Origin of the sequence: Nocardioides sp. LS1 (assembly GCF_003865225.1) — a bacterium.
Lineage (GTDB): Bacteria > Actinomycetota > Actinomycetes > Propionibacteriales > Nocardioidaceae > Nocardioides > Nocardioides ginsengisegetis.
Genome location: NZ_BIFF01000006.1, coordinates 442763 through 456779 on the forward strand (window position 1 = coordinate 442763; position 14017 = coordinate 456779).

The following is a 14017-nucleotide window of genomic DNA, read 5'->3' on the forward strand; positions in this document are numbered from 1 at the left end:
CACTTCGCTTTCGGTGATCGAGCCTGTCGAGATTCAGTCCAGGTCGGCGGGCGACGAGAGCGTCCCGCGGACGGCGGTGGCGGCGGCGACGGGCACCGAGACGAGGTGCGTGCGACCGCCCTTGCCCTGGCGGCCCTCGAAGTTGCGGTTGGAGGTCGAGGCGCTGCGCTCGCCGGGGGTGAGCTGGTCGGGGTTCATGCCCAGGCACATCGAGCAACCGGCCCCGCGCCACTCGGCGCCGGCCTCCTTGAAGATCACGTCGAGGCCCTCCTCCTCGGCCTGCAGGCGCACCCGCACCGAGCCGGGCACCACGAGCAGGCGGGTGTCCTTGTCGACCTGGCGGCCCTCGATGATCGAGGCGGCGAGGCGGAGGTCCTCGATGCGTCCATTGGTGCACGAGCCGACGAAGACGGTGTCGACCTTGACCTCGCGCAGCGGCGTGCCGGCCTCGAGGCCCATGTATTCCAGGGCCTTCTCGCAGGCGATCCGGTCCTGGGCGTCCTCGAAGTCCTCGGGCGCCGGGACGTTCGCGCCGAGCGGCACGCCCTGGCCGGGGTTGGTGCCCCAGGTGACGAAGGGGGTCATGGTGCTCGCGTCGAGCACGATCTCCTTGTCGAACTCGGCGTCCTCGTCGGTGACGAGGGTCTTCCAGTGCTCGACCGCGGCGACCCAGTCTTCGCCCTTCGGCGCCTCCTTGCGGCCCTCGATGTAGTCGAAGGTCGTCTGGTCGGGCGCGATGAGGCCGGCCTTGGCGCCCCACTCGATGCTCATGTTGCACACGGTCATCCGGGCCTCCATCGAGAGCTCCTCGATGGCCTGGCCGCGATACTCCACGATGTAGCCCTGACCGCCACCGGTCCCGGTGTGCGCGATGAGGGTGAGCACGAGGTCCTTGGCGGTGACGCCCGCGGGCAGGCTGCCGTTGACGGTCACGGCCATGGTCTTGGGCCGGGCCTGCATCAGCGTCTGGGTGGCGAGCACGTGCTCGACCTCGGAGGTGCCGATGCCGAAGGCGATCGCGCCGAAGGCGCCGTGGGTGCTGGTGTGGCTGTCGCCGCAGACGATGGTCATGCCGGGCTGGGTCAGGCCGAGCTGCGGGCCCACGACGTGGACGATGCCCTGCTCGATGTCGCCGAGCGGGTGGAGGCGTACGCCGAACTCCGCGGCGTTGCGGCGCAGGGTCTCGACCTGGGTGCGCGACACCGGGTCGGCGATCGGCTTGTCCCAGTCGATGGTGGGGACGTTGTGGTCCTCGGTGGCCAGGGTCAGGTCGGGGCGACGTACGCGACGGCCGGCGAGGCGCAGGCCGTCGAAGGCCTGCGGCGAGGTCACCTCGTGGATGAGGTGGAGGTCGATGAAGAGCAGGTCCGGCTCTCCCTCGGTCGACCGGACGACGTGCTCGTCCCAGACCTTCTCGGACAGGGTCTTGCCCATGTCTGAACTCCCTCTCTGCCAGGTGTGCTGCACTGCGTGGTGACGACGGGTTCCACCCTAACGCTTGCATCCCAAGTTCTGAGACGGCAGTATTGCCATATGGACAACACCAGCGGAGTCGGCGTCCTCGACAAGGCCGCCCTCGTGCTCACCGCCCTCGAGTCCGGTCCGGCCACCCTCGCCGGGCTGGTCGCCGGCACGGGTCTGGCCCGACCGACCGCCCACCGCCTCGCCGTCGCCCTCGAGCACCACCGGCTCGTGGCGCGCGACATGCAGGGCCGCTTCGTCCTGGGGCCGCGGCTGGCCGAGCTCTCCGCCGCCGCCGGCGAGGACCGGCTGCTCGCGACCGCCGGCCCGGTGCTGGCGCGGTTGCGCGACATCACCGGCGAGTCGGCCCAGCTGTGGCGCCGCCAGGGCGAGCACCGCGTGTGCGTCGCCGCGGCCGAGCGCCCCTCGGGCCTGCGCGACACCATCCCGGTCGGCTCGCAGCTGACCATGCGCGCCGGCTCGGCCGCCCAGGTGCTGCTCGCGTGGGAGGACCCCGAGCGCATGCACCGCGGCCTGCAGAACGCCGCCTTCTCCGCCGCCGCTCTCTCCGGCATCCGCCGTCGCGGCTGGGCGCAGTCGGTCGGCGAGCGCGAGCAGGGTGTCGCGTCCGTCTCGGCCCCCGTCCGCTCCCCTGGCGGCAAGATCATCGCCGCCGTCTCGGTCTCCGGCCCGCTCGAGCGGCTCTCGCGGCAGCCGGGCCGGATGCACGCCCCCGCCGTGCTCGCGGCCGCCGAGCGGCTCTCGGAGTCGTTGCGGCGGGCTGCGGCAGAGTAGGCGCGGAGCCTGCGCCCAGTCGACGCGGTCAGAACAACCCGTCGGCCTCAAGGTCGAGCAGGGTCTGCTTCCGCTCCAGCCCGCCGGCGTAGCCGGTGAGGGTGCCGTTGGCGCCGATGACGCGGTGGCACGGGATGACGATCGGGATCGGGTTGCGGCCGTTGGCCAGGCCGACGGCACGGGAGGCCGCGTTGGTCATGCCGAGGCGGTGCGCGATCTCGCCGTAGGACGCGGTCGCGCCGAAGGCGATCCCCTGCAGCTGCGTCCAGACCCGCTGCTGGAAGTCGGTGCCCTCGGGGGCGAGCGGGAGCTCGAACTCCTTGAGGTCGCGGTCGAAGTAGGCCCGCAGTTGACGGACGCACTCCGCGAGGACGGGGTGGTCGTCGGCGCGGTCGCCGCGCACGCGGCCGTCGGGGTCGCGGTAGGGCGTGAACTCGATCGCGGTGATCGCCCCGTCCTTCTCGACGATCCGCAGCTCGCCCACGGGTGAGTCCATCAGGGTCCACATGTCAGTTCTCCTTGCCGGTGGCGGTGGTGGGTGCGAGCGTCTGCCAGAGGTGCACCTGGGCGTAGGACCGCCAGGGTGCCCACCCCTCGGCCAGGGCGGCGGCCCGGGCCGGGTCCTGGCCGAGGCCGCGCAGGGCGTCGCGGATGCCGATGTCGGTCGGCAGGAAGACGTCGGGGTGGCCGAGGGCGCGCAGCGCGATGTAGTCGGCCGTCCACGGCCCGATGCCGGGGATCGCCAGCAGGGCACGGCGTACGTCGTCGCGGTCGGGCCCGCGGTCCAGGGCGAGGTCGCCATCGGCCAGCGCGGCGCACAGGGCGACGAGCGCCCGCCCGCGGGCCCGCGGCATCGGCAGCTCCTCGGGGGCCAGGCCCGCCAGCGTCGCCACGTCGGGGAACGCGTGCGTGAGGCCCTCGGGCATCGAGTCCGGGGGCGGTGCGACCGGCCGGCCGTGGGCCGCGGTCAGCCGGGCCGCGACGGTGCGCGCGCCGGCGACGCTGACCTGCTGGCCCAGGACGGCGCGGACGGCGATCTCGTTGCCGTCGACGTGGCCGGGCACGCGCAGCCCGGGATGGCGGCGGACGAGCGGTCCGATGACCGGGTCACCGGCGAACGCCTCGGCCACCGCGACCGGGTCGCAGTCGGCGTCCAGGAGGCGACGGACCCGCTCGACGGCCGCGGCGGTGTCGCGCAGGTCCTCGAGCGCGAAGGCCGCGGTCACGAACGCCGTCTCCCCCGGCTCGGCCACGTCGGGGATCTCGAGCCGGACGGTGCCGGTGCCATGTGGGAGCGCGAGGGTCCGGGCATACCACCCGTCGCCCGCGACCTCGACGCCCGGGATCGCGCGGAGGGCCAGGAAGGCGAGCAGCGCGCGCCCGGCGTACGGCGTGCGTACGGCGAGCCGCATCGTCACCGTGCCGGTCGTGACCCGGCCGCCGCGCCGGCCGCGGAGGTCGGTCGGGGTCGAGGCATAGACCTCGCGGATCGTGTCGTTGAACTGGCGGACGCTGGAGAAGCCGGCCGCGAACGCGATGTCGGCGTAGCCGAGCTCCGTGGTCTCGATCAGGACCCGGGCCGTCTGGGCCCGCCGGGCCCGCGCGAGGGCGAGCGGCCCCGCGCCGAGCTCGGCGCCGAGGATGCGGGTCAGGTGGCGCGGCGTGTAGCCGACGTGGCGGGCCAGGCCCTCCACGCCCTCGCGGTCGACGACGCCGTCGGCGATCAGCCGCATCGCCCGGCCCGCTGCGGTGGCCGCGACGTCCCAGTCGGGGCTGCCCGGAGTGGCGTCCGGCAGGCAGCGCTTGCAGGCGCGGTAGCCGGCCGCCTGGGCGGCGGCGGCGCTGGGGTGGAAGGTGACGTTCTGGAAGGCCGGGGTCCGGGCCGGGCAGGACGGCCGGCAGTAGATCCCCGTCGTGCGGACGGCGGTGTAGAAGACGCCGTCGAAGCGCCGGTCGCGCGATTTCACCGCGCGGTAGCAGGACTCGCGGTCGAGCCGCTCCTCGTGCCGGGTGCTGGTGGACATGGCCCCATCCTCACCCATGACGCCGACAAGTTCTCGCGGGAATCGGACACCGTCGCAATGTCTCCCCGACCTCCTGAGTGACCGCCCGACCGGGGTCGAAGTCACTCGGTGACTGCGCCTGGGTCTACGACCGGACCCACGCCACCGACGTCGTACGCACTCCGAGGGACTCAACTCACCTCGTCGCTGACCAGTACGTCGCTAGACCGTGTCCGCCCTGCGAAGGTCGGCAGGCCGGCCGTCGGGGTCATAGATGGTGCGATACAACGGTGCGGCCCAGGCAATGGTCCACCGGGAGAGCTGCGGGGTTCGATACGTCCGGAGTCGTCCGGGCGGACGGGGTCCTTGTCGTCCGCTGGTGTGCCAGCCGTCGAGCGAGACTGCGGATTGGGCGAAGGCGGCGAACGCGGCACGTGGGTCACAGAGCTCCAGGTCCTGCCCGACGGGACGGTCGAGATGTTCGCGCGCCAGAGTCAGCCGCAGGTCCCGCGCGTACCGGCGCGCAGGATGCTCCTGTTCCCCAGATCTGGGTGGTTCTCGTTCATCGGCGGTGTCGTCGAGCACGGCGCAGCTGAGCTCGGAGTCATGGGTCCAGGACCGGCGGTTGAAGTTGTCCGAACCCACCGAGGCCCAGACGTCGTCAATGATGCAGGTCTTGGCGTGCACATAGACCGGTGTGCCCGCGTGGTTCTCGATTCCGTACACCGCGACCCGTGGGCCGCCGGCGCGGTAGAGAACCTCCAACGCCAGTTGGTGGCCCAGCAGGTTGGGTGGGCCCGAGAACCTCCCGTCGGCGTCTGGGTAGCGCGGCAGGACCATCATCAGGTGAAGGTTCGGGTTTGCGGCAAGAGCGGCAGCGAATGGTCGCGCTACCTGGGCGGACCAGAAGTACTGGTCCTCGATGTAGATCAGCGATCTGGCTCTCTGCAACACCTTGATGTGCGCGCGGGCAACGCTCCGCTCGCCATCCGGAGCAAAGGGATAGCCCCTGCGCCGGGCGGGATAGGTGCGGAGCAGCTGGACTGTGTGGGCGCCGCGCGGTGCTGGATCCGGCAGCTGCGCTGGCAGCGTGCCCGCTTGCCTGTCGTCCCTGCGCAGGATCGAGGACAGACGCCTGACCGGGCTGCGGGTCAGTGGAGCCGGGTCCTGCCAGCGCTCGCGGAAGACGGCCTCCACATCGCCCACCGCGGGGCCGCGGATCGCTACCTGGAGGTCGTGCCAGGGCGGTCGGTCACCGTATGCGGCTGCGATCGGGCGCGCCTGCTGGTCTCCCCCGTGCAGGGCGTCGTCGCGCCGGCCGTGGCACAGGTCGATCCCACCGACATAGGCCACGTCCCGCTCGGCCCGCCCGGGGTGACGGAGTACCACGAACTTCTGGTGGTGCGAGCCACCGGCGCGGACCCTCATGTCGAGCAGACCTTCTCCGCCAGCCGCATCGATGTACTCCCCGAGGTGTCTGTTCTCTCGTGAGGTGAACCGGGCCAGGTCGAGATGGGAACGCCACACCAGTCCCTTGACGATCGCACCACGGCGGGCCGCCGCGCACAACACGTCGGCGATCGCACTGTCCCGCACGACGGCCAGCCGTTGGTCCGGATCGCCGGACCAGTCACTGAACAACAGCAGGTCGCCGGCGACCAGAGCGTTGACCTGCTCGAGCAGCTCCGCGAAGTAGACGGCTCCGTGCACCAGCGGACGGACTTCGTTGCCTCGGGTCCAGGCCGCCCCGTCCGCGTGCCGGTTGTCGAGACACGTTGCCGGGTTTCCCCGCTCCTGCGCGCTGAGCAGCCAGCTCTCCACGTCCGGTGGCGACGGCGCTTCAGGCATGTCGGGTCGCACTGGCCGGGCTGGATGGTGCGCCAGCCGGCCGCGCGGCCGAGCGGAATGACTGCAGGTTCCCGAGCATCTGAACCACCTTCGAAGGTGCCGATGGCCAAGGCGGAGGTTGGGCCCCTCCTTGATGACAGGTCTAGCACCAGGCCCCCCACCTGTCCATGACGCAGGTGCGATGAGATCGGGTTCTCGATCGGGCATCCTGCCGGCCAGTGTGAGGCAAGGGTCTAGCCGAGGAGGCTGACTCCCCGTGCGATCACGAGCACCGACAACATGATGGCTGAGACCGACTCCACCGCCATGAGCATCTTCGCCCGATGCGAGAGTGGCATCGTGTCGGTCGGGCTGAACGCCGAGGAGTTCGTCACCGATACGTAGAGGTAGTCCAGGAATGCGGGCGACCAGTCCGAGACTGCCGACGAGCGGGCCGCGACCTCAGTGATGGCGTCCTGGTCCTCGTCCTGGGGAAACCGGAAGTCGGCCGGCGGGAGCTTGCCGCGTGGGGTGCGGGTCCGCGTCACCGGACCACCTCGGTCCAGCTCCCAGAACGCCAGGGCGAAGACGATCATGTTGGTCACCCACACCTGGCCGGCGCCGACCAGCAACACGGTCCCCTTGCTGGAGGACTTGGTGACGAGCTGGTCGATCAGCAGGACGAGCGCGACCGCGTTGGCCACAGCGATCAGGAGCACCAACCCGATGGAGAGCAGCCGAAGGCCCCTGGTCTCGCGCGTCATCCGTGTGGGGTTGGCCAGCCACAACGGGAGGAACAACACCAGCTCGAGTGCGGGGATCGCCACCCTCGGGCCGAACAGGAGCGGGCTCGGCAACAAGAAGTACAGCCCGGTCGCGACCAGCACGGCCACAGCGGCGGGAATCCTCGACTCTCCCGGATGCTGCCGCGGGCTCCCGGGGCCGTCTCCCGCGGAGGTCTTTCGCGGCTCGCGGGTCATCGGCCAGGCTTCCTCAGCACGAGGTGCACGACTCCCGCACGGGCCCTGCATCGCGGTCGGCTGAGACGCAGCTGTTGAGGTGTGATGGCGCTATCGATCACCACGGTGGCACGCTCCTGAAGGAGCCCGATGGTGACCACGTCGGCGAGCGCCTGCTCTGTCTTCACGGTGCTGCCCCCTCTGTGCGACGGGTGCTGCGGATCGGCCGGAACGGACTACTCATGATCGGCCACTCATGGGATGCATGCGAAGAGTTCCCGCGTTCAGGAGCGATGTCAAGCGGTCTGCTCGGAAGTGCCGCCGAGCCGGCCCGCCTGCGCCCGACGGCGCCTTGGTTTCGAGGCTGGCTGCGCTCACACCTCAACCAGCACCGAGAACGACGAAGGGCCCGGATCCTGGTGGATCCGGGCCCTTCGTGGGATGTACCCCCGACCGGATTCGAACCGGCGCTACCGCCTTGAGAGGGCGGCGTGCTAGGCCGCTACACAACGGGGGCTTGTCCTGCTTTCGCTGTCCTGTTCAGGCCTCTCGGCCTTCGTGGGACAACCCGCGAAACTCTAGCGAACGCTGTCGTGACGCACAAAATCGCGGCCTTCAGAACGGACGGACCGCGATTCGCTGGGATACTAGGACTCGAACCTAGAATAACTGGACCAGAACCAGTCGTGTTGCCAATTACACCATATCCCACTGGCATTGCCGGCCCCGGAGGACCGAGAAGAAACCTTACACGGAGGGTTCCGGGGCCACCAAAACGCCCCGGTCCATGGTGGTTTCCAGGCCCTTGCGACGGGCCGTCCAGACGACCAGCGCGAGGTAGACGAGCGACTGGGTGAGGGTCGCCGGGATGCTCCACCAGCTGCCCCCCGAGGGGTTCAGCGTGGAGCCCATGTTGCCGAACGCGAGGGCCAGGCCGAAGGCGAGCCAGTTGTTCAGCACGTGCATCGCGATGCCGGCCTCGAGGCCGCCGGTGAGGATCACCAGGATGCCCGCGACGATGCCGAACGCGAACCGGTCGAAGAACACCGGCGCGCTCTGGGCGCCGTGCGCCAGGGCGAAGAGCAGGGCGGGCCCGAGGACCGCGGCGTACGGCGTGCGGAACAGGCCGCCGAAGGCCTGCGTGAGGTAGCCACGGAAGGCGTACTCCTCCCCCGCGGCCTGCAGCGGCGTCAGCAGCAGCACGACGAGGGCGAACTCCTGCGTGGTGCGGCCGAAGTCGTTGAGGTGCCCGCTCATGTCGGTGCCGTCGCCCTGCGAGGGCAGCAGCGAGGAGACGACGAGGGTCGCGAAGAGCCCGATGAACGCGAGCCCGAAGCAGGTCAGCAGCCAGCGCCAGCGGATCCGCGGCATCACCGACGCGAGCCAGCGCGGCCGCAGCCCGTGCATCACCCGCGTGAGCAGCCAGGTCACGGGGATCGCCGAGGCCACCACCAGGTTGAGGTAGGCCAGACCCGCGGGAGTCGGGTCGCCGAGGTCGAGCAGCTGCGTCATCGAGTCACCCAGCGGGCGCCCCTGGATCGCGAAGCCGATCGCGAACGGCACCTGCCAGACGATCGGCACCACGACGAGCATCAGCGCGATCAGCATCGTCGTGCCGACGACGGGCCGCCACCAGGCGACCCGGCCGGCGAGGTGGACCTGCTGGTAGGGCAGCCGGCCGGGAACGGCCGCCCCGGCCGGCTCCCCCCTCACGCCAGTGCGCTCTTCAGACGACCCAGACCGCGCTCGCGACCGAGCAGCTCGAGCGACTCGAACAGCGGGGGCGAGACCTTGCGGCCGGTGACGGCCACGCGGACCGGCCCGAAGGCCACGCGGGGCTTGAGGCCGAGCTCGTCGACGAGCTTGCCCTGCAGGGCGTCCTGGATCGCGGCGGTCGACCAGGTGTCGAGTCCGGCGAGGGCGTCGTACGACGCCTGGACGACCTCGCGGCCGGTCTCGTCGAGCAGCTTCGCCACGTCGGCCTCGTCGCGCGTGAAGTCGGCCTCGTCGACGAAGAGGAAGCCGAGCATCTCGGGCACCTCGGTGAGCTTGTTGATCCGCTCGGCGACCAGCGGCATCGCGAGCTCGAGCAGCTGCGCGTCCGCGTCGGAGACCGGGTCGGAGACGACGCCCGCGGCCTTGAGGAACGGCAGCACCCGGTGGGTGATCTCCTCGACCGACAGCAGGCGCATCTGGGCGACGTTGATCGCGTCGGCCTTCTTGAGGTCGAAGCGCGCGGGGTTGGGGTTGACGTCCTTGATGTCGAACGCCTCGACCATCTCCTCCATCGAGAAGATGTCGCGGTCCCCGGCGATCGCCCAGCCGAGCAGCGCGAGGTAGTTGAGCAGGCCCTCGGGGATGAAGCCCTGGTCACGGTAGGCCAGCGCGTGCGCCTCGGGGTCGCGCTTGGAGAGCTTCTTGTTGCCCTGGCCCATGACGTAGGGCAGGTGGCCGTAGGCCGGCACGGACTTGGCGATGCCGAGCTCGACCAGGGCGTCGAAGAGCGCGAGCTGGCGCGGGGTGCTGGAGAGAAGGTCCTCGCCACGCAGGACGTGGGTGATCTCCATCAGGGCGTCGTCGATCGGGTTGACCAGCGTGTAGAGCGGGTCGCCGTTGGCGCGCGAGAGCGCGAAGTCCGGGACGTTCTCGGTCTCGAACGTGATGTCCCCACGGACCAGGTCGTCCCACGTGATCGAGCCGTCGGGCATCCGGAAGCGCACGATCGGCGCGCGGCCCTCGGCCTCGAACGCCGCCCGCTGGTCGGCGGACAGGTCGCGGCAGAAGCCGTCGTAGCCCTGCGCCTTGGAGCCGGACGCCTTGCGGCGCGCATCGACCTCGTCGTTGGTGCAGAAGCAGTCATAGGTGTACGACGAGTCGCGCAGCCGCTCCAGCACGTCGCGGTAGATGTCGCCGCGCTCGCTCTGCTTGTAGGGGCCGTGCGGGCCGCCGACCTCGATGCCCTCGTCCCAGGTCAGGCCGAGCCAGCGCCACAGGTCGAGGATCGCGTCGTAGGACTCCTGGGTGCTGCGCTCCTTGTCGGTGTCCTCCATCCGGAAGACGATCGAGCCGCCGTGGTGTCGGGCGAAGGCCCAGTTGAACAGCGCGGTGCGGACCAGGCCGACGTGCGGGGATCCCGTCGGGGAGGGGCAGAAACGGACGCGGACGTTGCTCAACGCTGGGCCACCTTGTTCGTGAGAGTGCCGAGACCGGCGATCGAGACCTCGACCTCGTCGCCGACCTGCATGGGACCGACACCCTCGGGGGTGCCGGTGAGGATGACGTCGCCGGGGAGCAACGTCATCACGCTGGAGACGTGCGCGATCAGCGCGGGGATGTCGAAGATCATGTCGGCCGTCGAGCCGTCCTGGACGACGTCGCCGTTGAGGAACGTCTGGAGGCGGACGCCGTCGATGAAGGTCTGCGGGTCGAGATCGGTCTCGATCCACGGGCCGAGCGGGCAGAAGGAGTCGAAGCCCTTGGCGCGGGTGAACTGGACGTCGGACTTCTGCAGGTCGCGGGCCGTGACGTCGTTGGCGATCGTGTAGCCGTGGATCACGTCGGTCGCCTGCTCGGGCGGCACGTCGCGGCAGATCCGGCCGATCACGACGGCGAGCTCGCCCTCGTAGTGGAGGTCCTGGGTCTGGCGGGGGTAGAAGATCGGGTCGCCGGGGCCGACCACGCTGGTGTTGGGCTTGAGGAACATCAGCGGCTCGGCCGGGACGTCGTTGCCGAGCTCGGCGGCGTGGGCGGCGTAGTTGCGGCCGATGCCGACCACCTTGCTGCGCGGCAGCACCGGCGCGAGCAGCCGGACGTCCTCGAGGCGGTGCTCCTCGTCGAGCAGCTTCACCCCGACGTACAGGGGATCACCCGCCAGGGCGACGATGACGGAGTCCTCGGCCGGCTGGCCGAACTGGTCGACCTCGCCGGTCACCACGCCGTACTGGGGGTCTTCTCCGGTCGTGAATCTCGCGATACGCACTCGGGGAGCCTATCGACCTAACCTTGGGCGCCATGGAGGTGCTGTCGCGGGAGGAGTGGCAGGCGTGCGCCGCGGCACACGCGGCCCGCATCGACGCCTTCGTGCAGCCGCACCTCGTGCGGCGGGAGTCGCGGGTCAAGCACCCCGTCCACGACTTCCTCTTCACCTACTACTCCCAGCGGCCGGCCCAGCTGCGGCGGTGGCACCCCGGGTACGGCGTGGGGCTGGCCGACGGGGCGTCGTACGCGGGGTTGAAGGGGTACGCGGTCTCGGCAGGCTCGACCACCGAGTGCGTCGCCGTGACGGCCGAGCACGTCGCCTCGCAGCGGGTGCTGCTGGAGACCCTGCGGCGGCTGCTGTCGGCGACGGCGGGACGGGCCGCCAACTTCGGGTGCTTCGGGCTGCACGAGTGGGCGATGGTCTACCGCGCGGCCGAGCACGGGAAGCGTCACGACTGGCCGCTGCGGCTGGGTGGCGGTGGCACCGACGCGGTCGTGGAGTCGCACCGGATCGCCTGCTCGCACTTCGACGCCTACCGCTTCTTCACCGAGCCGGCGCGTCCGCTGAACACGCTCTCCCCCACCTCGACCGACCGGCCCGACTTCGAGCAGCCGGCCTGCCTGCACGCCGGGATGGACCTCTACAAGCACGCGTTCCGGCTCACGCCGATGATCAGCTCGGACCTGGTCGCCGACTGCTTCGAGCTCGCCCGCGACATCCGCATCCTCGACATGCGCGCGGCGCCGTACGACCTCAGTGGGCTGGAGATCGACGGCCACGAGTTCGAGCCGGTGCGGATCGAGACCGCGGCGGGCAAGGCGGCGTACGCCGAGGCGCAGCGCGGGTTCGCCGAGCGGGGTGCGCCGCTGCGTGCTCGCCTGGTCGCCGAGTGCGAGCGGCTGCTCGCCGAGTGACGGTTACGGTGTGCCGCATGGACGAGCGGGTGCTACGGAACTTCATGACGCCCGAGGGGCGGCTGCACACGATCCCGAGCAAGCAGGCCAAGCTGCTGGTGGTCCTCGACCACCTGGCGCAGTCCTTCGAGCCGGGCCGGCACTACCCGGAGAAGGACGTCAACGAGATCCTCGAGGGCTTCCACCCCGACTACGCCGCCCTGCGCCGCTACCTCGTCGAGAACCTCTTCCTGACCCGCGAGGACGGCGTCTACTGGCGCAGCGGCGGCAGCTTCGATGTCTGAGCCGCGGGTGGGCGTCGCCTTCACTGGTGAGGACTGGTACGCCGAGCCGTTGGAGGCCGCGCAGTTCGTCGAGTGCACGTTCAGCGACGTCGACTTCTCGGAAGCCACGACAGCGGGGGCGCTCTTCGACCGGTGCACCTTCCACGGCTGCCGCTTCAACGCCTCGACGCACACCAGCTCGGCGTTCGTGGCCTGCGACTTCCGGCGGACCAGCTTCTTCGACGCGACGTTCGACGGCTGCAAGCTGGTCGGCTCGGTGTTCGCCGAGTGCACGCTGCGGCCGGTCGCGATCCGCGGCGGGCAGTGGCAGGGCGTGACGATCCGCGGCACCAACCTGACGAAGCTGGACCTCACCGGCCTCGACCTGCGCGAGGCGGACCTGTCGCTGTCCGACCTCACCGGGTCGGTGCTGCGCGACTGCCGCCTCGACGGCGCCAACCTCCGCGAGACCAACCTGGGCGGCGCCGACCTGCGCGGCGCGAGCCTGGACCGGGTCGACCTCGCCGCCGCCCGGCTCCGGGCGACCCGGTTGGACCTCGAGGGCGCCGTACTGCTCGCGGAGCTGCACGGGGCGTCGGTGGACACGAGCGTCTAGCGCGGAGCCGGTCGGGATCGCCGGTTCACCGGTGGTCTTGGACGTTCTGGAGGGTTGCAACCCTCCAGAACGTACGGGAACGCCGGTTAACCGGTGATCCCTCCCGTCGGCGGGGCTAGGTGTACCCGGCCGGGACGTTGGTGACGGTGCAGGTGTCTTGACGTGAGGAGAGCCCCCGGTTGGGGTGTGGCTTGTCTAGGTCCCACTCCAAACCGGAGGCTCTCGTGTCCCACGCTAATGCGCGGCTGACCTTTCGTGGTCGGCTGCTGATCGTCGAACGTCACCAGCAGGGCTGGAAGAAGGCCCACATCGCCGACGCGATGGGGGTCTCCCGCGGCTGCGTGCTGAAGTGGATTGGGCGGTATGCCGCCGAGGGCGAGGCCGGCCTGCACGACCGGTCTTCGCAGCCGCACACCATGCCCACTAAGACCGCGCCAGAGATTGAGGAACGGGTGCTCCGGGCCCGCGCCGAGCATCGTCGGGGTCAGGACTGGCTCGGCCCCGAGCTCGGGGTGCCAGCGCGGACGGTCGCCCGGATCCTGCGCCGGCACGGGGTGCCCTACCTGCGCGAGTGCGATCCGATGACCGGCGAGGTAATCCGGGCGTCAAAGACCACCGCGGTCCGCTACGAACGCGGCCGGCCCGGCGAGCTGGTGCACATGGACGTCAAGAAGCTCGGCAAGATCCCCGACGGCGGCGGCTGGGCCGCCTGGGGTCGCGCGGCCACCGTGGATCAGCGGCACAAGAAGCAGCGAATCGGATACGACTACGTGCACTCCCTGGTCGACGACCACTCCCGACTGGCCTACTCCGAGATCCTGCCCGACGAGAAGGGCACCACCTGCGCCGACTTCCTGGCCCGCGCGGTGGCCTACTTCGCGGTCCACGGGATCACTCGCGTCGAGGACCTGATCACCGACAACGCCTTCGCCTACCGGCACTCGACCGCCATGCGCCAGACCTGCGCCGACCTGGGCGTGCGGCAGCTGTTCATCAAGCCGCACTGCCCCTGGCAAAACGGCAAGGTCGAACGGTTCAACCGCACCCTGCAAGACGAGTGGGCTTACTGCCAGGTCTTCGTCAGCAACGACGAACGCGCCGCCGCACTTGCCCCCTGGCTCGAGCTCTACAACACTCGACGCCGCCACAGCGCACTCGGAGGCCTACCGCCGATCAGCCGCCTGTGACCAACCTGGTGGC

General features: G+C 70.5%; 13 protein-coding genes and 2 tRNA genes. 5 read left to right on the forward strand and 10 right to left on the reverse strand.

All coding sequences use genetic code 11. The annotated features are described in order from the left end of the window. Positions 1-33: 33 nt before the first annotated feature. A complete protein-coding gene (gene leuC, locus EJF31_RS19630) occupies positions 34-1434 on the reverse strand; it encodes a 3-isopropylmalate dehydratase large subunit (protein ID WP_125038841.1) in 1401 nt (466 codons plus the stop codon). Positions 1435-1533: 99 nt separating this feature from the next. On the opposite strand from leuC, the gene EJF31_RS19635 reads away from it, so the two are divergent. After that, complete coding sequence (locus EJF31_RS19635) at positions 1534-2256, forward strand: IclR family transcriptional regulator (protein WP_125038842.1); 723 nt, start codon at positions 1534-1536, stop codon at positions 2254-2256. Positions 2257-2284: 28 nt separating this feature from the next. On the opposite strand, the gene EJF31_RS19640 is transcribed toward EJF31_RS19635, so the two are convergent. The 9 genes from EJF31_RS19640 to EJF31_RS19680 all read right to left on the reverse strand — a co-directional run bounded on the left by EJF31_RS19640 (position 2285) and on the right by EJF31_RS19680 (position 11024). Then, a complete protein-coding gene (locus EJF31_RS19640; protein ID WP_125038843.1) occupies positions 2285-2764 on the reverse strand; it encodes a methylated-DNA--[protein]-cysteine S-methyltransferase in 480 nt (159 codons plus the stop codon). Between the two features lies 1 nt (position 2765). Then, complete coding sequence (locus EJF31_RS19645; RefSeq protein WP_125038844.1) at positions 2766-4280, reverse strand: AlkA N-terminal domain-containing protein; 1515 nt, start codon at positions 4278-4280, stop codon at positions 2766-2768. A 201-nt stretch (positions 4281-4481) separates the two neighbouring features. After that, a complete protein-coding gene (locus tag EJF31_RS19650) occupies positions 4482-6107 on the reverse strand; it encodes a phospholipase D family protein (protein WP_125038845.1) in 1626 nt (541 codons plus the stop codon). A 233-nt stretch (positions 6108-6340) separates the two neighbouring features. Further along, complete coding sequence (locus EJF31_RS19655) at positions 6341-6979, reverse strand: hypothetical protein (RefSeq protein ID WP_260430978.1); 639 nt, start codon at positions 6977-6979, stop codon at positions 6341-6343. Positions 6980-7489: 510 nt separating this feature from the next. Then, a tRNA-Glu gene (locus EJF31_RS19660) sits at positions 7490-7562 on the reverse strand. A gap of 122 nt (positions 7563-7684) precedes the next feature. Then, positions 7685-7756: transfer RNA gene (locus EJF31_RS19665), tRNA-Gln, on the reverse strand. Positions 7757-7792: 36 nt separating this feature from the next. After that, a complete protein-coding gene (locus EJF31_RS19670) occupies positions 7793-8758 on the reverse strand; it encodes a CPBP family intramembrane glutamic endopeptidase (protein WP_260430979.1) in 966 nt (321 codons plus the stop codon). Continuing rightward, positions 8755-10218: a glutamate--tRNA ligase gene (gene gltX / locus EJF31_RS19675; protein ID WP_125038847.1), complete on the reverse strand. Its 1464-nt coding sequence runs from the start codon at positions 10216-10218 to the stop codon at positions 8755-8757. Before gltX ends, EJF31_RS19670 begins: the two co-directional genes overlap by 4 nt. Further along, positions 10215-11024: a fumarylacetoacetate hydrolase family protein gene (locus tag EJF31_RS19680; protein ID WP_125038848.1), complete on the reverse strand. Its 810-nt coding sequence runs from the start codon at positions 11022-11024 to the stop codon at positions 10215-10217. The genes gltX and EJF31_RS19680 overlap by 4 nt, the downstream gene beginning before the upstream one ends. Positions 11025-11056: 32 nt before the next feature. Here EJF31_RS19680 and EJF31_RS19685 point away from each other — a divergent pair, with 32 nt between their 5' ends. The 4 genes from EJF31_RS19685 to EJF31_RS19700 all read left to right on the forward strand — a co-directional run bounded on the left by EJF31_RS19685 (position 11057) and on the right by EJF31_RS19700 (position 14004). Beyond that, positions 11057-11938: a 3-methyladenine DNA glycosylase gene (locus tag EJF31_RS19685; protein ID WP_125038849.1), complete on the forward strand. Its 882-nt coding sequence runs from the start codon at positions 11057-11059 to the stop codon at positions 11936-11938. A gap of 17 nt (positions 11939-11955) precedes the next feature. Continuing rightward, positions 11956-12222, forward strand: coding sequence for a DUF2087 domain-containing protein (locus EJF31_RS19690; protein WP_125038850.1), 267 nt, complete (start codon positions 11956-11958; stop codon positions 12220-12222). Then, entirely contained in the window at positions 12215-12817 is a 603-nt protein-coding gene (locus tag EJF31_RS19695; RefSeq protein WP_125038851.1) for a pentapeptide repeat-containing protein, read from the forward strand. Before EJF31_RS19690 ends, EJF31_RS19695 begins: the two co-directional genes overlap by 8 nt. A gap of 224 nt (positions 12818-13041) precedes the next feature. Beyond that, on the forward strand, positions 13042-14004 hold the full coding sequence (locus tag EJF31_RS19700) for an IS481 family transposase (RefSeq protein ID WP_125038852.1): 963 nt from the start codon (positions 13042-13044) through the stop codon (positions 14002-14004). The last annotated feature ends 13 nt before the right edge of the window (positions 14005-14017 follow it).

Bases quoted from the DNA above. Each gene is read 5' to 3' on its own strand.
- EJF31_RS19685 (WP_125038849.1), top strand. From the start codon at position 11,057: ATGGAGGTGCTGTCGCGGGAGGAGTGGCAGGCGTGCGCCGCGGCACAC.
- leuC (WP_125038841.1), bottom strand. From the start codon at position 1,434: ATGGGCAAGACCCTGTCCGAGAAGGTCTGGGACGAGCACGTCGTCCGG.
- EJF31_RS19650 (WP_125038845.1), bottom strand. From the start codon at position 6,107: ATGCCTGAAGCGCCGTCGCCACCGGACGTGGAGAGCTGGCTGCTCAGC.
- EJF31_RS19695 (WP_125038851.1), top strand. From the start codon at position 12,215: ATGTCTGAGCCGCGGGTGGGCGTCGCCTTCACTGGTGAGGACTGGTAC.
- EJF31_RS19645 (WP_125038844.1), bottom strand. From the start codon at position 4,280: ATGTCCACCAGCACCCGGCACGAGGAGCGGCTCGACCGCGAGTCCTGC.
- EJF31_RS19690 (WP_125038850.1), top strand. From the start codon at position 11,956: ATGGACGAGCGGGTGCTACGGAACTTCATGACGCCCGAGGGGCGGCTG.
- EJF31_RS19635 (WP_125038842.1), top strand. From the start codon at position 1,534: ATGGACAACACCAGCGGAGTCGGCGTCCTCGACAAGGCCGCCCTCGTG.
- EJF31_RS19640 (WP_125038843.1), bottom strand. From the start codon at position 2,764: ATGTGGACCCTGATGGACTCACCCGTGGGCGAGCTGCGGATCGTCGAG.